Here is a 17,805-nt window from a genome sequence, read left to right on the forward strand (position 1 = left end):
TCCTTCAACTCAGGCGGTCGGCAGGGTGGCGAGCCGGCCTTCGGCTTCGAGTGCGCGCTCCAGGAGTCGCCGCACCCACAGGCCACCCATGTCGATGTTGAGGTTGTAAAACTCGTAGTCCGGATTGGCGTCGATGGCAGCCTGCTGTGCCTGGAGCATGGCTTCGTCTTCCCCGAAGACTCCGTGCACCCCGTTACGCAACTGTGTGGTTATGAGCTGGCTCTCGAGCCGGTAATTGCGCATGAATGCCCAGAAGTAGTGGCAGGAGCGGTCGGTTTCGGGAGTGATGGTGTTCATTACGTAACCGTTGACTCCACGTGAGCGGTCGCCCTCAGGCGCCCCGGTCCCGGCCTCCGCGACCCCGACGTCGATGCAGATCGTGGACGGGAAGTAGTAGTGGATGATCTGCCAGCGATCCACTTTGCCCTCAAAGCCCGGAAACTTGTCCCTCATGTTTTTCAGCCAGAACGGCGGCGCATCAATGTTGCGCATCCAGCGGGTCACCGTCACCGATGACTCGTCATGGGTTACCTCGAACTCGGACTCGGACAGCTCCTCTTGCCCGATCGATGAACTGTGCACGAATTCCTCGTGTGTGAGATCCATGAGGTTGTCCAGGACAAGCTGGTAGTTGCACGGGGCGTGAATGGTCTCGCCATCCCCCGCCCACTCCGGGCTATCCATCTGGTGCATATCCGGCAGAAGGCCCGGGTCGGCCTTAGTGGGATCGCCCAGCCACACCCACACGTAGCGGTACCGCTCGACCACCGGGAAGGACGGCACGGTAGCGGAGGGGTTCAGGGTTTCCTGGGCCGGCATTGAGGTACAGCGGCCAGCGGCGTTGTAGCGCAGGCCGTGGTACGGGCACTGAATTTCGTCGCGGCCTACCAGCTTGCCTTGCGACAACGGGGCCAGGCGGTGCCAGCATGCGTCGGCCAAAGCGACAGGTCTGCCGTCCGCTGTGCGGTACAGGGCCAGGGGGCGGCCGGCGATGGTGCGGGCGAGAATGCCCTTGGCAGTAAGCTCGTGGTCCCATCCCACCGCGTACCATGCGTTGAGCGGATAGGACAGAAGCTTGGCAGTACTAGTGGCTTGTGTGGCCGAGACGGTCATGAACGGTCCTTCGTCGTTGAGGGTGCCGGGTGGTTGATCAATAACTATCTAGATAGGTATTTAGTGGTGTGCACCACAGACTACCTATGGAGATAGTGGTTGGCAACTGTTGTCGCAGGTAAAGCTAGGCTGGATGGCAACGCATACTTCGATCTGAAGGATTTCCTGTGACCCTGCGCTCGGCACTGCTGGCATTGCTGTCCTCAGGTCCACTGACGGGTTACGACGTCGTCAGGCAGTTCAGCTCCTCCGTGGGCCATGTCTGGCACGCACCCGACTCGCAGATTTACCCCGAATTGCGGAAGATGCACGCAGAGGGCCTGCTCTCGAGCCGGCCCGTACCATGGGGCACCAAGGGGGCCACCAAAACGGAGTACGCGCTCACCCCGGCCGGGGAGGAGGCTCTCAGGCAGTGGCAAGATGAGCCACTGACCTACGTCCAGGAACGGGATCCTGCCCGCCTCAAGGCCGCCTACTTTGAGTGGGCGCCCCCTGGAGCGGCGGCGGCCCAATTGCATGCCCATATTGCACATTACGAGCAGCAGCGTGTCCAGACTCTCGAGATGATCGACTCTCTCGAAAAACGTGAACATCCCACGCTTGCAAGGCGCCTTACCCGATACGCCAAGGAGGAACAGGAGCAGATCGTCCGCTTCAAAATTTACGCCTATGAAGGCCAACTGGCCCGCGCCGAGCAGGAAATTGCCTGGGCGAAACGCGGTTTGGGAATACTTGGGGAATTGGAAGAAACGGCTCAACGTGATCCGGCGACATAGACCTTCACCCGACCTGGCCGGTCCGATGCCAGCTCTTAACGCTTCCGCGGCCGCCTGCGTCGTCGGTGCGCAGCTGCGGAGTAGCGAAAGTGCAGTTCGACGGCGGCACCCAACCGTCCCGCCGTCCACCGGATAGCCTGAGTCCCATGCCTACCTCAGTTTCCCTCATCAGGTCCGGGGACCTCGCCGGTTCGGTGCAGTACGCGTACGCCGCCACCGCACCAAAGGGCGCGCGCCTGATCTTCCTGGCCGGAGCCTGCCTGCTGGAGCGGGACGGTTCCGTCGCGGGCCCGGGTGATTTTTCTGCTCAGGCCGCCAAGGCGATGGAGAACCTCGGGGTTGCGCTGGCGGCCGCCGGAGCCGGCCTTGAAGACGTGGTGAACACGCGCGTGCTGGTGGCATCTATGTCCCAGCCGGACCTGGTGACGGCATGGAACGTTGTCCGCGCCGCCTTCGGGAACCACGACGCCCCCAGCACACTGCTTGGCGTTACCGTCCTTGGCTACCCGGGCCAGCTGGTGGAGATCGAGGCGGTTGCCGCCGTCGTCGACTGACCGCTAGCGGGCCGCGGCTGCGCCAACCGGCACCGCCGCTGCGGTAGAAGCATCGCCGGGAGCCGCCGTCGGACCTTCAAGGGTGTCCTCGCCCGCGAAGGCGCGGAGCATCGCGTCACGGTCGAACTGACCCTCCCATTTGGCGACGACGAACGTGGCCACACAGTTGCCCAGGAGGTTCACCACCACGCGCATCGAATCCATCAGCCGGTCAGCTCCCAGAAGGAGCGCGACGCCAGCCACCGGGAAGATCCCGAGCGCCCCTGCCGTTGCGGACAGTGCAAGGAAGGCCGAGCCGGGCACGCCTGCCATGCCCTTGGACGTCAGCATCAGGATTCCCAGGGCGGCCAGCTGCTGGCCAAGATCCAGGTTGTAACCAAAAGCTTGCGCCAGGAAGAGCAGCGATATCGAGAGGTACAGCGCGGCGCCGTCCAGATTGAACGAATAACCTGTGGGGATGACCAGCCCGGTGGTCGCCCGGGAGCAGCCTGCATTGGTCAGTTTGGTCATGATTCGGGGCAGCACGGACTCCGTGGAAGCGGTCCCCAACGCTAACAGGAACTCCTCCCGGCTGTACTTCATGAACTGCCACAGAGGCACCCGCGGGTACGCCCAGGCCACCACAAAGAGGAGGCCGATGAACACAATTGCGGCGCCGTAGCAGGCACCGATCAGCAGGGCATAGGTGCTGAGCGTGCCGAGTCCGTACTGGCCGATGATGAACGCCATGGCTCCGAACGCGCCTACAGGGGCTACGCGCATCACCCACGACATGATTCTAAAGAACAGTTCCAGTACCGTATCCAGGAGGTTCAGCACCGGCCGGCAACGCTCTCGGCCGACGACGACGATCGCCGCACCGAAGAACACCGCAAAGCACAGGACCTGCAGGAGGTTGTTGCTGGCAAAGGCGCCGATGACGCTGGTGGGGATGACGCCAAGCAGGAACTGCCCGACGTTCTCGGGCGGAGCGGTGGTTGTCTTGGCCGCCAGCGCATCCTGGGACAACGAAGCCGGGTCGATATTGAGGCCCGCACCGGGCTGGACTACGTTCCCCACAATCAGCCCGAAAACCAGGGCAAACAGTGTGGCGGCGGTGAAATAGATCAGAGCCTTCACGCCAACACGCCCCACGGCTTTAACGTCACTGATGGCGGCGATGCCTGTGACAATAACGAGGAAGATCAGTGGTGCAATGATCATCTTGATAAGGGCTATGAAGCCGTCCCCGAGTGGCTTGAGGGCGGAGCCAATAGTTGGCCAGAAGTGCCCGATCAGCACACCCGCTACAACGGCGATCAGAAGCTGGAAGAAGAGCGAGGAATACAGCGGCTTCCTCTTAGGAGGAGCTGCGTGGACGGGCGTGGCGGGATTCATGGGCGTGCCTATCGGTTCCTGGATGACGGTGCGGCCGGTCCGCATGTTCGTTCACCAAGGTAGGGCTCCGATGTTTCCGGAAGGATTCGTCCACGATGCGGAAATGTTTAAGGAGTACCGGGCTTTGTCGCGGCCAAGTCCTTCGCTACCTTCCACTCGTCGGCAAGCACGGCGAAAATGACTTCGGTGGCCCACTCACCCTTGTAGTGCCACTTGTCGATCTGCCGCGCTTCCTCACGCATGCCCAACCTGGTGCAAATGGCGGCGGATGCCGTGTTCCGGGCATCCAGAGTGGCGCAGATCCGGTGGAAGTCGAGCTCTTCAAAGCCCAGCCGCAGCACGGCGTCGGCGGCCTCCGTGGCGTAGCCCTTGCCGCGGGCTTCCGGGGACAAGCTCCAGCCCACCTCGCCCTGCCCACTGCCGGGAAGCCACTTGAGCACTACCTCGCCAAGGATTCCCGGGGAGCTGGCGGACTCGATGGCCAGCACCACCCAGTCGCCGGGCTTTTCGAAGCTGAAATTGGCGTAGCCGCCCACCCGCTCCATGCACTCCGTGTAACTCTTGGCTTCCCCGGGCAGGAACCGGGCGGTCTCACGGAGGCAGTGGTAAGCGAAGTAGGCGTCAAGATCTGCCGCTTCGAAGCGGCGGAGGACCAGGCGCTCGGTGCGCAGCGGCAGGGTAATTTCCGGCATGGCCAGAGCTTATCCGTAGTGGGCGGGCAGGGTTCACGCGACGCCCAGGAAGTCCTCCAGAAGCACCACATCCAGTCCGGCCGCCAACTGCGCCGCGCGAAAAGCCGCCAGGTCTGAGGCAAACTCGTGCCGGAAATGCATCAGCACAATGTCACCGGGTCTGAGCGAGTTGCCCACCTGATAGTTCAGGTGACCGGCAATCACTTCGACTTCCCAGTGAATAATTGCGTCCATCCCTGCCGCCGCAACAGCTTCGCGCATGACGCCTGAATAGGAGCCGCCCGGGGGCCGAAACAGCCTCGGCCTGCGCCCGTACTCCTGGACACAGTAATCCTGCATGCCGGCCAGGTCGTTGAGCTGTTGCTGGTAGCCCCACTCATGGACCATGAAGACGTTATGGGAGACCGTGTGATTCTCCACCAGGCTTCCCTGCTCCTCGAACGCCTTGAAGTATGCGGGGTTGTCCGCAATGGAATTGCGGGTCAGGAAAAGGGACGCCGGGTAGTCGTATTCGGCCATAAGGCTGACTGTTTCAGGCGTCTTGACGTTGCCATCGTCGATGGTCAGGAAAACCACCGGATGCTCTGTCTCGATTTTGCTGATCACCGGCGCATGACCATCAACGATCGGCGGCAAATGATAATCCGGGACAAAAGTCATCCGGGGCGGACGGGCTCTGGCTGAAACCCCGGGCTTTCGGGGTGGGGTCAGCGGCGGCTCCAGGTCTGCGTTGGCGCTTTTCGGAGCCGCGCATCCCGGCAGGACGCCCAGAGCGGATAAGCCGAGTACGCCCAGAATCGCTCGCCTGCTCGGATTAAGTTTGTATCCTGCGCTGTGGTCTTCACACATGGCCGTCCTCATCGTTGAGGGATGACTTGGCAGCAGGCTAACAGGCAAGGAACGGGCAGCTGCCGAAGCTGCCCGGCGTGGTGCATTTTCCTGCTGTTGATGCGCCGGGAACGCGAGGGCTATTGTCAACAGGAACAGCTATGGCGGCCGAGGCCGGAAGGAGCCTTCGAATGGATTTCCGGCATGTGATTGAGGTCCTTGGCGAGTATATGGACTTCGCGGGGGTGGCGGTCATGGTCATCGGTGCCGTCATTTCCGTTCCAATGGCCCTGCGTCGCCAGAAGGCGTCCCAGCATCAGGGCAGGCAGGGGCAAATGTCGGTTTACCGGCAGTATCGGCAGTTGCTGGGCCGGTCGATACTTTTGGGCCTTGAACTGCTCGTTGCGGCGGATATCATCCGCACCGTGGCCGTAACACCCACCTTCGACAGCGTTGGGGTGTTGGCCATCATCGTGTTGATCCGAACCTTCCTGAGCTTCTCGCTGGAACTGGAGATCACCGGGCGGTGGCCCTGGCAGAAAGAGAAAACCGGCCAGGGCGGTAACGGGCAACAAGACGCGAACCAGACTCAGCCCGCAGCCTGACTGCCGAAGCCGCCGCACCCAGGACCGCCGACAGCGGCGCGGATGCCTTGGGTTACGGGAGCCGCGACGGACGCAGCACCACAGCTTCCCCCGCCAGCCCCGCGTCGAGCGGGACCGGACTAACCAGCACAGCCGGACCGCGGAGCAGCTCACCTCCGGCCACCACCTGGCAGCGAATGCCGCCACGGCCCCGCATGGCCGCGTGGGCACCGGGCGCGAGCATCCGGTCCATCCACGCGCACGGGTGCGCCGGCCGGCCACCGCGCAGGATCACGGAACCGGAGCCGGTTTCCAGTGCAAATTCCTGGCCCAACAGCGGCGAAAGCTGGGCACCACGAATCACCACATTGCGGCGCGTAAGGAGGGGGTCAAAAGCCGGAACCCCCAGCTCCAAGGCAATGTTTTCCACAGCTTCGGCGGCGATCAGGGTCACCGCAGCGTCCATGTGAGCTGCCTTGCCGAAGAACCTGTCCCCCACAATGCCCTTCCCCGCCACAAGCACCGCCTTTTCGGTATCAACAGTGGCGACGTCAGCGGCACCATCCCGCGCACGGCCAAAGTAGGCATGCCCCGGCGAGATGAGCAGGTGCTCGATGCCGACGTCGTACCTGTATTTTGCCGTCATTCCCCCACGCTAACCGCGGTTCCCAACGCCCGCCAGCGATGGCAGGATGGCGGCATGGCAATCGAAGTCCGGCAGGCCACCCACTTTGCTGATGTCCAGGCGGTCCTGGGGCCCAAGAACCCGGTTTCCAACGTCTGCTGGTGCCTGAGTTACCGCATCCCGTCCAAGGAAAACGTGTCCCTGCGCGGGCCGGAGCGGGGTGAACGGGTGAAGGAACTGGTCTCCCAGGATCCTCCCCCCGGTGTTTTGGCGTACGACGGCGGCACTCCGGTGGGGTGGGCAGCGGTCCACCCCCGGGCGGACACCAGCTTTGCCCGGAACCGGAAGATCCCGCACGTGGACGAGGTGGATGCGTGGTCCGTCTGGTGCTTCCGGGTGCGGCCAGGACACCGCGGGAAAGGCATCGCGCACCACTTGCTGGCCGGGGCCGTGGAGATGGCCAGCAGCTACAACGCACCCGTCATCGAGGGCTACCCGGTGGACAACCAGGGCAGCAAAGTGGACCTGACCATGGCTTACGTAGGGACCCGGAAGCTCTTTGAGCAGGCCGGCTTCACCAAGGCCGCGGACACGGAATCCGTGCTCAACGGCTTCCCGCGGGTGTTGATGCGTCTGGACCTGCGCTGAGCCGTTGGCCCGTTCCGGCCGGAAATCCCCCTCTTATGGAGAAAACCCCGGCGCATACGGGGGTGAATTCTCCAAAAAAGGGTGATTTGGGCCCCGGCCCGACCTTCGGGACCGTTGCCAGCCCATGAGTCGCGGTTGTAGCCTAGCGCCCACGCACAACTCGCCTACCGACTCGGGAGTGACTATGCCCAGGCTCATCGCCAGCAAAAAGAAGGTAATTCGTCGATTGACTGCCGCAACGGCGGTCCTGGCATTGGGCGGGGCGAGTGGCGCCGTCGTCAGTCCTGCTTTCGCGGACCCCCGCGCGACGGAAAAGACGGCGACGGCCACCGGCTATGGCGGGGCCGTGAGCACCGTGGATCCGGAAGCGTCGGCAGCCGCGATCGAGGTGCTTCGCAAAGGCGGGAATGCCGCTGATGCAGCGGTGGCCGCGGCGGCTACCCTGGGCGTAACCGAACCGTACAGCGCGGGAATCGGTGGCGGCGGCTACTTCGTGTTCTACGACGCCGCCAGCGGTGAGGTCGGCACCATCGATGGCCGCGAAACCGCCCCGGCGGCGATCCCCAACGACGCCTTCGTCAACCCGGATACCGGCACGACCTATCCTTTCAGCGACCTGGTCAGCAGCGGCGTCTCAGTCGGCGTGCCCGGAACGCCGGCCACCTGGGAACGGGCCTTGGAACGCTGGGGCACGCTGGACCTTGGCCAGGCCCTCAAGCCGGCCATTAAGGTGGCAAACCGCGGCTTTGTGGTGGATGAGACCTTCCGCCAGCAGACCCTGGACAACAAGGCCCGCTTCGAAGCCTTCACCTCCACCAGTGAGCTGTTCCTTCCCGGTGGCGACGCTCCCGCCGTCGGAAGTGTCTTCAAGAACCACGGGCTCGCGGCCACATACCGGCTCCTTGCAAAGCAGGGCACCGACGGTTTCTATACGGGACCGCTGGCGGAGGAAATCGCAGCAACGGTGCAGGCTCCGCCCACCACCGAGACCACCACCCTCCCGGTCCCGCCCGGGTACATGACCACTGAAGACCTTGCCAACTACACGGCGCTGGACCAGGATCCCACCCACGTGGAGTACCGCGGTTACGACGTCTACGGCATGGCCCCGTCCAGCAGCGGCGGCACCACGGTGGGCGAGGCGCTGAACATCCTGGAGCCGTTCAACCTGGGCGAAATGTCGACAGGTTCCGCCCTCCACCACTACCTTGAGGCGAGCGCCTTGGCCTTCGCGGACCGCGGCAAGTACGTGGGTGATCCCGCCTTTGTGGACGTTCCCACCGCCGAACTCACGGACCCGCTGTTCGGCAAGGAGCGCGCGTGCGAGATCGATCCGCTGCAGGCGGCACCCAAGCCCGTCGCCCCGGGTGACGTGGAGAACTACGACGGCGCGTGCCCGGCGGGGCTGGTACCGCTCGCCGAGGAAACGGATACAGAGAACATCTCGACGACGAACCTGACTGTCGCGGACAAGTGGGGCAACGTGGTGGAGTACACGCTCACCATCGAGCAGACCGGCGGATCCGGCATTGTGGTGCCGGGCCGCGGGTTCCTTTTGAACAATGAGCTGACCGACTTCTCCACGGTGTACAACGAGTCGGACCCCAACCGGATCCAGCCCGGGAAGCGGCCGCGGTCATCAATGTCGCCGACCATTGTGCTTAAGGACGGCGAGCCCGCCTTCGCACTCGGCTCACCCGGCGGTTCCACGATCATCACCACAGTGCTGCAGACCATCCTTAACCGTGTGGACCTGGGGATGAGCATTTCGGAGGCCCTTGCGGCTCCGCGGGCATCGCAGCGGAACACAGCGGCGGTCACTGCCGAGCCCGGCTTCATTGACGCCTACGCGGACGATCTGGCGCCGTTCGGGCACACCCTGAGGCCTGCGGGAGACGCTTTCACCTCCGCTGCGGAGATCGGAGCGGCAACGGCCATTGAGTTTATGCCGGATGGCAGCATGGTGGCCGCGGCTGAGCCGTTCCGCCGTGGTGGCGGCTCTGCCATGGTGGTGAAAGCGGCGCCATAGGGCAGGAAGGCACAGCAGAAACGCGAGGGATGTGACGGGCGGCCGTCACATCCCTCGCGCTCTTTTGCGGAGAATTCAGTTCAGCGTGGACACATCAATGACGAAGCGGTAGCGCACATCCGAGGCCAGCACCCGCTCATATGCCTCGTTGATCTTGTCCGCCGAAATGACCTCGATCTCTGCTCCCAGGCCATGCTCCGCACAGAAGTCCAGCATTTCCTGGGTTTCGCGGATGCCGCCAATCATGGAGCCGGCGAACGAGCGGCGTCCCGTGATGAGCGAGAACGCGTTGACCGGGAGCGGCTCGGGCGGAGCACCCACGTTCACCAGGGCGCCGTCGAGGGTCAGCAGCTGAAGGTAAGCGTTGATGTCAATCGCGGCACTGACCGTATTGATGATCAGGTCAAAGCTGCCAGCCAAGCGTTCGAACGTCTCGGGCTCGCTGGTAGCAAAGTAGTGCTGGGCACCGAGGCGAAGGCCGTCGTCCTGCTTCTTCAGCGACTGTGAGAGCACGGTGACCTCGGCGCCCATCGCCGCGGCCAGCTTCACGCCCATGTGGCCGAGGCCTCCCAGCCCGATGACCGCAACTTTCCTTCCCGGGCCGGCCCCCCAATGCCGTAACGGTGAGAAGGTGGTGATGCCTGCGCACAAGAGTGGAGCGGCGACGTCGAGCTCTATTCCTTCCGGAATCCGCAGCACAAAATCCTCATTTACGACGACGTGGGTGGAGTAGCCGCCCTGGGTTACGGTTCCGTCCCGGTCGATCGCGCCGTAGGTCCCGACATTGCCTTGCAGGCAGTATTGCTCTTCGCCCTTGAGGCAGTTCGCGCACTCCTTACAGGAATTGACCATGCAGCCGACTCCAACCCTGTCGCCCACGGAGTGGTTGGTGACGGCTGAGCCAATTTCCGTGACGATGCCGGCAATTTCGTGCCCGGGGGCCAGCGGGAAGGACTGCGGTCCCCAGTCGCCGCGCACTGTATGGATGTCCGAGTGGCAGATCCCGGCAAACCTGATCTCGATCAGGACGTCGTGCGGGCCGACGTCGCGGCGCTCGATGGTGGTGGGGGCCAGTGGTTCTGTGGCGGAGGGGGCGGCGTAAGCGCGCACTGTCAGCAAGGGTTTCTCCTGATGTTGGGGGATGTGCTGCCTCAAGCACATCATCTTCCGGGCGTTGGTGGGAGTGCCTGTTGTTCCATGTACTGGCAGACCACCCTTTGCGCCTATGGAGCGCTGCTGCGGGCGCTTACGGTGAAGGGTGTATTGACAGCCCCTCCTCCGGCCGGGCCGCCGGACGTAGCCTGAGCATATGGACAGTCGAAATGATGTGAGCGAGTTCCTGCGCTCGCGCCGGGCCAAAGTCACTCCTGAACAGGTGAATCTGGTAGTCGGCAGCAACCGGCGGGTGCCCGGTCTCCGTCGTGAAGAGGTGGCTACGCTGGCGTCGGTCAGCGTGGACTACTACGCCCGGCTGGAACGCGGCAACCTCAGCGGGGTGTCCGATGAGGTGCTTGATGCAGTGGCCTACGCCCTGCGGCTGGACGAAGCCGAAACCGCCCATCTCTTCGCGCTTGCCCGCGCTGCCCAGCCGGGACCGGCACGGCGCAAACGCCCGGCGAAGCAACCGGAACTCCGCCCTAGCCTGCAGCGGCTGATGGACGCCATCACTGGCGCTCCCACCTTGCTGCAGAATGACCGCATGGACTTCATTGCGGCCAATCCGTTGGGCCGGGCCCTCTACACCCCGGTGCTTGCTGACCCGGTCCAGCCGGCCAACTCGGCCCGTTACATGTTCCTGCATCCTGATGCGCGCACCTTCTTTCCTGAGTGGGAGCAAAATGCCAGTGACATTGTTGCCACGCTGCGGGGCTCAGCGGGCCGACGTCCGCACGACAGAAGCCTGTCCGACCTCATTGGCGAACTGGCTACGCGCAGCGAGGAGTTTCGGACTCGTTGGGCAGCCCAGAATGTTCGCTTTCACAGAACCGGCCTCAAGCGGATTAACCACCCTGTGGTGGGTGAGCTTGCCCTGAGCTATGAAGCGATGGAACTGCCTGCCAACCCTGGCTGGACGATGTTCGCCTACACGGCCGAGCCCGGCTCCGCCTCTGAGGAGAGACTGAAGCTGCTGGCCAGCTGGGCCGCTACCACCACTGTTAGTGAGCTCGACGCACTACGCGGAGACGAACATTAATCAAGTCGGTGTAGTATTCAGCAGGTGAGCCACGCAGTTTCAGCCCAGACCCGTCCCGGCCGGGATGCCGCCCTGGCTGTACTCCTCGGGATTCTCGCCGGAGTGCTTGGCCTGGTGCCATGGCTGATCACTGGCGCCCAGCTTCCATTGCAGAACCTCTGGGCCACCGGAACCATGCCGGAGCAGATGCCACTGTCCCTCCTGCCCCTTAGTCAGTACGAACTGACGACGCTGGTAGGGCTACTCACCGTGGGCGGCGGAATAGCAGGATTCGCGGTGCGCCTGTGGGCACCAGCACGACGGCGGCTGGCCACCTGGTGTGCTGCAGCCGGGGTTCTCATGGTGCAGGTTACGGCCGTGGTGCAGTCGTTCTCGGTGGTAGCCTCCGGCCTGGCGTTGGGAACTGAGTCAAGGATTTATGTGGCGGGGTTGCTCGCCGGAGTTATTGCCTCCCTTGCCGCCAGCCTGGTGGCGCTGCTGCTCCTGGCTTCCCGATCCCCTACCCGGGTGGCCCTTGGCATTGGCTTGATGGCCGTGCCATTTGCCGGATGGTTGGGTGACTGGCTGTTCAGCATGCTCGGCGGTGCCGCCAACGCGTCCCCCCTGGTGCCACTGCTGCTGCGCTGGCTACCGGGCGTCATAGTGGGCGTGGCACTGGCCTGGTGCGGCTTCCGCCCTGTCCTGCGCCTCTGGGTATGGGCCGTGGACCTGCTGTTGCTGTGGGTGGTTCCTGCGCTGTTCATCTCGGTCCGGTATGTCTTCGGCACCAGGGCGACGTTGGGCGATTTCCAGGAGATGCTCGCGATGGGCCGGGACATCCTGGCTGCCACTCTCGGGCCGGACGGCGGTGCCGGACCCCTGGTGCTTGTGACGCTGTCGATCGGACTTGCAGGAGCGTGCATGCTTATGGTGATGCGTCGCCGTCGAACGTTCACCAATGCCTAACCTGGTTCCCCCACCACGTTTCGGCCACGAATTACGTCAATGTTTTGGGTCTTTTTGATCCGGTTCCGGAGGGCTACCGTGTGAACACGGAGCGGCTACTCCTGCCGCCGATGAAAGGACCGCATCATGACTTCGCACGTCGCCGATTGCAGCGTCACAGCATGTTCCTTCAACGACCATACGAACTGCAACGCAGCCGCCATCACAGTGGGCGGCGCTGAAAATCACGCCCACTGCGCCACCTTTATCGACACCGGAAGTCATGGCGGACTGCCCAAGGTGCTGGCTGATGTTGGAGCCTGCCAGCGCACCGAGTGCGTTCATAACGACCACCTGATGTGCCAGGCCGCAGAAGTGCATGTTGGCCCGGGCAAGGACAACGCCGACTGTTTGACCTACGACCACCGCTAAGACCTGCCAAAGGGCTTTCCGCTGTTGACGCGGCGCGCTTTCCTTCCGGAGCAAAGATCACCATACTGGGACTGGTAAGCATGCTTATCTTCAGAGGGAGCTTTAATTCATGAAGGCACTTACCTGGCAGGGAAAGCGATCAGTCAGCGTTGAAGAGGTACCGGATCCTGTTATCCAAGAGCCCACGGACGCGATCATCAAGGTCACCTCTTCCGCCATCTGCGGCTCGGACCTGCACCTTTACGAAGTGCTGGGCCCCTACATGCACAAGGGAGATGTCCTGGGCCATGAGCCCATGGGAATCGTCCAGGAAGTGGGCAGCGCGGTGCGAAACCTCTCGGTGGGTGACCGGGTGGTCATTCCGTTCAACATCGCCTGCGGAAAGTGCTTCATGTGCAGCATGAACCTGCAGTCCCAGTGCGAAACCACCCAGGTGCGGGAGAAAGGAACGGGTGCGAGCATCTACGGGTACTCGGAGCTCTACGGGTCCGTCCCCGGTGGACAGGCAGAATACCTGCGGGTGCCGTTCGCGGACTATGGTCCCATCAAGGTCGGTTCCGAACTGCCGGACGTGCGCTATTTGTACCTCTCGGACATCTTGCCCACGGCCTGGCAGGGACTGAAATACGCTGACGTTCCGGACGGCGGCACGCTGGCTGTTTTTGGGCTGGGTCCGGTAGGACAATTCGCGGCCCGCGCAGGTATCCACCTCGGGTACCGCGTCATCGGGATAGAGCCCGTTCCGGAACGGCGTACCATGGCGGCGCGGTACGGCGTCGAAACCATCGACTCCAGTGACACCGTTGGCGATGAGCTCCGCGAAATGACCGGCGGCCGGGGGCCTGACTCTGTCCTGGACGCCGTCGGCATGGAAGCGCACGGATCGCCCGTAGGTTCTTTCGCCCAGCAGGCGGCGGGGCTCTTGCCTGATTCCCTCGCGCAAAAGGCAATTGAAAAGGCAGGCGTGGACCGTCTGAACGTGCTGCATTCCAGCATCGACGCTGTCCGCCGCGGCGGCACTGTTTCCATCAGCGGCGTCTACGGCGGGATGGCCGATCCAATGCCGATGCTGACCCTGTTCGACAAGCAGATCCAGATGCGAATGGGCCAGTGCAACGTCAAGCGGTGGATCGACGATCTCCTGCCGCTGGTCGAGGACCCCTCCGATCCGCTTGGCGTTACTGACCTTGCTACCCACGAGATGCCGCTGGATGACGCGCCCGCCGCCTACGAGGTCTTCCAGAAAAAGCAGGACAACTGCATCAAGGTGATACTCAAACCTTAATTACGCCGGAACTAATCGTTTAAGGACAAGTGCGATGCCAAACCCCGAGAAAGCAGCGCAGTTTCCAGACGGAGCCGTCGTCGTGATTACCGGAGCCTCCAGCGGGATCGGCCGCGCCACCGCCCACGCTTTTGCCAAGGACGGTGCGCGGCTGGTCCTGGCGGCACGAAGCGCTGAAACGCTGGACGAAGTGGCCGCCGAATGCGCGGGCTACGGCGCCGAGGTAGTCACGGTGCCAACCGATATCAGCCGGGAGCCTGAGGTGAAGGCCCTGATGGATGCGGCGGTTCAGACCTTCGGAAGGATCGATGTGTGCCTGGCCAATGCCTCGGTCTTCAGTTACGGAACTTTCGAATCAACGCCGCCGGAGGTGTTCCGCCAGGTCATCGAGGTAACCCTGTTTGGCACGATCAACACGGCCCGGGCAGCCTTGCCGCACTTCCGCAACCAGGGACGGGGCACCCTGATAGTTATTGGTTCTGTGTACTCAAAGGCGACTTCGCCCTACGTTTCGCCCTACATCACCAGCAAGTTTGGCCTGCGCGGCTTCACTGAAGTGCTGCGCCAAGAACTGCGGAATGCCGCGGGGATCCACGTCTGCCTGGTCCTTCCGGCAACCATCGACACTCCTATTTACCAGCATGCTGCGAACTACACCGGCAAGTCTGTGCATCCGGTACCGCCCGTGGTGTCCCCGGAACGGGTGGCCAGGGCAATATTGCAGAATGCAAAACGGCCGCGGCGGGTGACGGTGGTGGGCCAGGTCCAACGGACCCTCATCCCCTTCCACAGCCTCTTTCCGAGGCTCTACGACCGCTGTATCAGTGCGGTCATGGATCGGGTGGCTCTACGGGAGGGTGCTCAAACGCCGGCAGCGGGCACCGTATTCACGCCTGATCCACCAAGTAACCAAGTGAGGGGCGGCTGGCGCGCCGGCACCAGCGACGGCCCCACCACCGGCCGCCGCCTTCCTGCTCTACGGTGGATTGCCCGGAGCCTTCGTCCCAAGCGGGCTTCGTGACGCTTTCCGGTTCCGGGCAGCGCCAGGCTTGACTAAGCCAGCCGGCTGCGGACGATCTCGCTCACGGCCTTGCCATCAAAGCGGCCGGCTACCTTGGCGGTGACCGGCTTCATCACCGTGCCGATGGAACGCATAGAGAGCTCGTGGCCTTCGGCTTTCAGCGCCGCGACTTCAGCGTCCACGATTGCCTCAACTTCCTCACGGGTGAGTGCCTTGGGCAGGTAGGCCTCGATGATCTCGGCCTCCTCGATTTCCGCGCCGGCCCTGTCCGGCTCCCCCGCTTCGGTATAGATGCGCGCGGTGTCGCGGCGCTTGGCCGCTTCTTTCTGCAGCAGGGACGTCACCTGGGCGTCGTCCAGCTCCACGGGGGTTTTCCCGGACTTCTCGCGGGTGTTGATTTCACCCAGGACGTTCCGGACTGTGGTCAAGGCGGTTTTGTTGCCCGCCTTCATGTGGGCGACAACGTCTTCTTTGAGGCGTTCTTTAAGGCTCATGGGTTTCTCGTTTCCTTATGGGTTCCTATGACCCATTCTGCCCCGCCTCCACTCCGGTCTAACGCAGGGGCGAGCCGAGCACCCGGAATTGGGAGCCGCCCATTTCGCCGGTCAGCAGCGGCATTGCCTCTGCGATGGACGCCCGGACACTGTCCAGTTGAAGCGATGCCTGGTGCGCTTCTGGTGACTCCCACAGTTCGGAAACGAAGACGGTATCTGGCGCATCGTCGTTAACCCCGACTTCGTACAGCAGGCAGCCGGCCTCCTTCAGTCCTGGCTTAGGGCGGAGCAGGATGGACACCACGGCATCGCGCTGCCCGGGTTTGGCTACTAGGCTTCCCACGTTTGCAAAGGTCATAGGGATAGTGTGCAGCACCGCACTGACAACGTCTCGAGGTGCTGCGAATTATTCGCAGAGTGGACACCGTGGCTTAACCAGCGCTCTGCGATACTGGGCGTCATGGGTGGAAACGGTGGCGCAGTCAACAATCGGCAGGACCTTCGCTTCTACGGTGATCAGGCTGCGCAAGATGCGCTCAGGACGTGCTTGCCGCGCATTACACCGTGGTCCAAGCCTGGCGCCTCGGCCATCGCGAGGGTGCGGGACGGAGTATTGACGACGGCGAGCGTCAACGCGCCACTGGCCGCCGACTACGAAATAGGGTCCATCTCAAAGGGGCTTACCGGGTTGCTCTACGCGGACGCCCTCGAACGGGGTGAGCTGCAGGCGAGCACCACGTTGGGCGAGCTCCTGCCGTCGGCGGACTCCCCCGCTGCTGGGGTCACCGTGGAATCGGTCAGCAGGCATTCGTCCGGCCTGCCTCGGCTGGCCGAGTCCGGCAGCACCCTCAAGCGGACGGTGGCGTTGTTGCTGCGGGGTGAGAACCCTTACGGCGAGTCCCTTGATGAGTTGCTGGCCCAGGCGAGAAACACAAAGTTGTCCGCGCCAACTCCGCGCTACTCCAATCTGGGATTTGAGCTGCTGGGCCACGGCATTGCCGCCAAAGCAGGTTCTCCTTACCGGGACCTCGTGGCCCGGCGGATCACCGAACCTCTCGGCTTGAGCTCTTTTAACGCCGCGTACTCTCCCGACGATCTGGGGGTCAACGCGCTGACCGGTACCAGCCGATCCGGGCGGCCCATGCAACCCTGGACCGGCGAAGCCCTGGCTCCGGCGGGCGGGTGGCGGAGCAACATCGCGGATATGGGCGGACTACTCCTCGCGCTGCTGAAAGGTACGGCTCCCGGGATGGCGGCGCTGGATCCTGCGGCTAACTTCGCGGGCCCAGCCGCCCGCATCGGTGCCGCCTGGATGACGCTCGACGTCAAGGGCCGGGCCATTACCTGGCACAACGGAGCAACCGGCGGCTTCCGTTCGTGGATGGGCATGGACCGGGAGGCTGGGACTGGAGTCGTGCTGCTATCCGCGGCGTCGGCACCGGTGGACCGGCACGGTTTTAGGCTGCTTCAGGATTTGCCCTAGGCCTCCTCGAACCAGCCCCGCGCCGGGTTGGTAACTTCAGGCGCTTCCCGGAATTGCCCAGGCCGGGCCACCCAGCCAACCCCGTTCGCAATGACGCGCTGGATTTGTGGGTGGTGGTACACCGGGTACTCCTGATCGCCGGGGCTGAAGTAGAAAATCCGCCCCTTACCGCGAGAGAACGTCACCCCGGAGCGGAACACCTCGCCTCCGGCGAAGGAACTGATGAAGATCAGGTCATCGGGTTCTGGGATGTCGAAGAGTTCGCCGTACATTTCCTGCTGCGGAATGACGATGGGGCTTTCGACGCCGTCGGCAATGGGGTGGGAGGGCTTGACGGTCCACACCAGCTCCCGCTCGCCCTCGTTGCGCCACTTCAGCGAGCAGGTGGTGCCCAAGAGCCTGGTGAAGATCTTGGCGAAGTGTCCGGAGTGCAGGACCACTAGCCCCATGCCGCCCAGGACGTGGCGCTGCACGCGTTCCACTACCTCGTCGCTGACCTCTTGATGGGCGATGTGCCCCCACCACAGCAGCACATCGGTCCGTTCAAGGACTTCTTCGGAGAGCCCGTGGTCCGGGTCCGCCAACGTAGCTGTGGAAATTTCGGAATCCGGAAAAAAGCCCCGGAGCCCGGCAGCAATGGCGCCGTGCATCCCTTCCGGATACATTTCGGACATGGTGGATGGCTGGTTGCGGGCCTCATGAACGGCCTCGTTCCAGACGACGACTTTCAGTTTTTTGTCAGACAT

The 17,805-nt window shown here is 63.3% G+C and carries 20 protein-coding genes; 11 read left to right on the plus strand and 9 right to left on the minus strand.

Annotated elements, in window-relative coordinates:
* Window positions 1-9: 9 nt before the first annotated feature.
* Window positions 10-1,113 (minus strand): aromatic ring-hydroxylating oxygenase subunit alpha, encoded by a 1,104-nt coding sequence (locus AC50X5_RS08670; protein WP_494975685.1) that lies wholly within the window; start codon window positions 1,111-1,113, stop codon window positions 10-12.
* A 167-nt stretch (window positions 1,114-1,280) separates the two neighbouring features.
* On the opposite strand from AC50X5_RS08670, the gene AC50X5_RS08675 reads away from it, so the two are divergent.
* Together AC50X5_RS08675 and AC50X5_RS08680 are read left to right on the plus strand one after the other, a co-directional pair.
* On the plus strand, window positions 1,281-1,889 hold the full coding sequence (locus AC50X5_RS08675; RefSeq protein WP_494975686.1) for a PadR family transcriptional regulator: 609 nt from the start codon (window positions 1,281-1,283) through the stop codon (window positions 1,887-1,889).
* Window positions 1,890-2,035: 146 nt separating this feature from the next.
* Window positions 2,036-2,443, plus strand: a complete 408-nt coding sequence (locus tag AC50X5_RS08680) for a RidA family protein (protein WP_494975687.1) — start codon at window positions 2,036-2,038, stop codon at window positions 2,441-2,443.
* Window positions 2,444-2,446: 3 nt separating this feature from the next.
* Here the strand turns inward: AC50X5_RS08680 and AC50X5_RS08685 are convergent, their stop codons facing one another.
* From AC50X5_RS08685 to AC50X5_RS08695, 3 genes are all read right to left on the minus strand, one after another.
* A complete protein-coding gene (locus AC50X5_RS08685) occupies window positions 2,447-3,820 on the minus strand; it encodes a cation:dicarboxylate symporter family transporter (RefSeq protein WP_494975688.1) in 1,374 nt (457 codons plus the stop codon).
* A 107-nt stretch (window positions 3,821-3,927) separates the two neighbouring features.
* Entirely contained in the window at window positions 3,928-4,512 is a 585-nt protein-coding gene (locus AC50X5_RS08690) for a GNAT family N-acetyltransferase (RefSeq protein ID WP_494975689.1), read from the minus strand.
* A gap of 33 nt (window positions 4,513-4,545) precedes the next feature.
* On the minus strand, window positions 4,546-5,118 hold the full coding sequence (locus tag AC50X5_RS08695) for a polysaccharide deacetylase family protein (RefSeq protein ID WP_494975690.1): 573 nt from the start codon (window positions 5,116-5,118) through the stop codon (window positions 4,546-4,548).
* A 413-nt stretch (window positions 5,119-5,531) separates the two neighbouring features.
* On the opposite strand from AC50X5_RS08695, the gene AC50X5_RS08700 reads away from it, so the two are divergent.
* Window positions 5,532-5,945: a DUF1622 domain-containing protein gene (locus tag AC50X5_RS08700; RefSeq protein ID WP_494976075.1), complete on the plus strand. Its 414-nt coding sequence runs from the start codon at window positions 5,532-5,534 to the stop codon at window positions 5,943-5,945.
* A gap of 52 nt (window positions 5,946-5,997) precedes the next feature.
* Here AC50X5_RS08700 and AC50X5_RS08705 read toward each other — a convergent pair whose 3' ends face one another.
* On the minus strand, window positions 5,998-6,570 hold the full coding sequence (locus AC50X5_RS08705) for an MOSC domain-containing protein (protein ID WP_494975691.1): 573 nt from the start codon (window positions 6,568-6,570) through the stop codon (window positions 5,998-6,000).
* A gap of 54 nt (window positions 6,571-6,624) precedes the next feature.
* Here AC50X5_RS08705 and AC50X5_RS08710 point away from each other — a divergent pair, with 54 nt between their 5' ends.
* Together AC50X5_RS08710 and ggt are read left to right on the plus strand one after the other, a co-directional pair.
* The gene (locus AC50X5_RS08710) at window positions 6,625-7,197 is read left to right on the plus strand and encodes a GNAT family N-acetyltransferase (RefSeq protein ID WP_494975692.1); all 573 of its coding nucleotides are present in this window, start codon (window positions 6,625-6,627) and stop codon (window positions 7,195-7,197) included.
* Window positions 7,198-7,381: 184 nt separating this feature from the next.
* Window positions 7,382-9,226, plus strand: coding sequence for a gamma-glutamyltransferase (gene ggt, locus AC50X5_RS08715; protein WP_494976076.1), 1,845 nt, complete (start codon window positions 7,382-7,384; stop codon window positions 9,224-9,226).
* 75 nt (window positions 9,227-9,301) lie between these two features.
* Here the strand turns inward: ggt and AC50X5_RS08720 are convergent, their stop codons facing one another.
* Window positions 9,302-10,345, minus strand: a complete 1,044-nt coding sequence (locus AC50X5_RS08720) for an NAD(P)-dependent alcohol dehydrogenase (RefSeq protein WP_494975693.1) — start codon at window positions 10,343-10,345, stop codon at window positions 9,302-9,304.
* A gap of 190 nt (window positions 10,346-10,535) precedes the next feature.
* Between AC50X5_RS08720 and AC50X5_RS08725 the strand changes: the two genes are divergently transcribed.
* The 5 genes from AC50X5_RS08725 to AC50X5_RS08745 all read left to right on the plus strand — a co-directional run bounded on the left by AC50X5_RS08725 (window position 10,536) and on the right by AC50X5_RS08745 (window position 15,082).
* A complete protein-coding gene (locus tag AC50X5_RS08725; protein WP_494975694.1) occupies window positions 10,536-11,420 on the plus strand; it encodes a helix-turn-helix transcriptional regulator in 885 nt (294 codons plus the stop codon).
* A gap of 24 nt (window positions 11,421-11,444) precedes the next feature.
* Entirely contained in the window at window positions 11,445-12,365 is a 921-nt protein-coding gene (locus AC50X5_RS08730; RefSeq protein WP_494975695.1) for a hypothetical protein, read from the plus strand.
* A gap of 126 nt (window positions 12,366-12,491) precedes the next feature.
* Complete coding sequence (locus AC50X5_RS08735) at window positions 12,492-12,776, plus strand: DUF1540 domain-containing protein (RefSeq protein WP_494975696.1); 285 nt, start codon at window positions 12,492-12,494, stop codon at window positions 12,774-12,776.
* A 109-nt stretch (window positions 12,777-12,885) separates the two neighbouring features.
* Window positions 12,886-14,061: a zinc-dependent alcohol dehydrogenase gene (locus AC50X5_RS08740; RefSeq protein WP_494975697.1), complete on the plus strand. Its 1,176-nt coding sequence runs from the start codon at window positions 12,886-12,888 to the stop codon at window positions 14,059-14,061.
* Window positions 14,062-14,095: 34 nt separating this feature from the next.
* A complete protein-coding gene (locus AC50X5_RS08745; protein WP_494975698.1) occupies window positions 14,096-15,082 on the plus strand; it encodes an SDR family oxidoreductase in 987 nt (328 codons plus the stop codon).
* 32 nt (window positions 15,083-15,114) lie between these two features.
* Here AC50X5_RS08745 and AC50X5_RS08750 read toward each other — a convergent pair whose 3' ends face one another.
* Together AC50X5_RS08750 and AC50X5_RS08755 are read right to left on the minus strand one after the other, a co-directional pair.
* The gene (locus tag AC50X5_RS08750) at window positions 15,115-15,576 is read right to left on the minus strand and encodes a GatB/YqeY domain-containing protein (RefSeq protein ID WP_494975699.1); all 462 of its coding nucleotides are present in this window, start codon (window positions 15,574-15,576) and stop codon (window positions 15,115-15,117) included.
* A gap of 58 nt (window positions 15,577-15,634) precedes the next feature.
* Complete coding sequence (locus AC50X5_RS08755) at window positions 15,635-15,934, minus strand: putative quinol monooxygenase (RefSeq protein WP_494975700.1); 300 nt, start codon at window positions 15,932-15,934, stop codon at window positions 15,635-15,637.
* 189 nt (window positions 15,935-16,123) lie between these two features.
* Between AC50X5_RS08755 and AC50X5_RS08760 the strand changes: the two genes are divergently transcribed.
* Window positions 16,124-17,059, plus strand: a complete 936-nt coding sequence (locus AC50X5_RS08760; RefSeq protein ID WP_494975701.1) for a serine hydrolase domain-containing protein — start codon at window positions 16,124-16,126, stop codon at window positions 17,057-17,059.
* Here the strand turns inward: AC50X5_RS08760 and AC50X5_RS08765 are convergent.
* A complete protein-coding gene (locus AC50X5_RS08765) occupies window positions 17,056-17,805 on the minus strand; it encodes a ThuA domain-containing protein (RefSeq protein ID WP_494975702.1) in 750 nt (249 codons plus the stop codon). The genes AC50X5_RS08760 and AC50X5_RS08765 overlap by 4 nt on opposite strands.

The organism is Pseudarthrobacter sp. MDT1-40-2, from assembly GCF_059383595.1.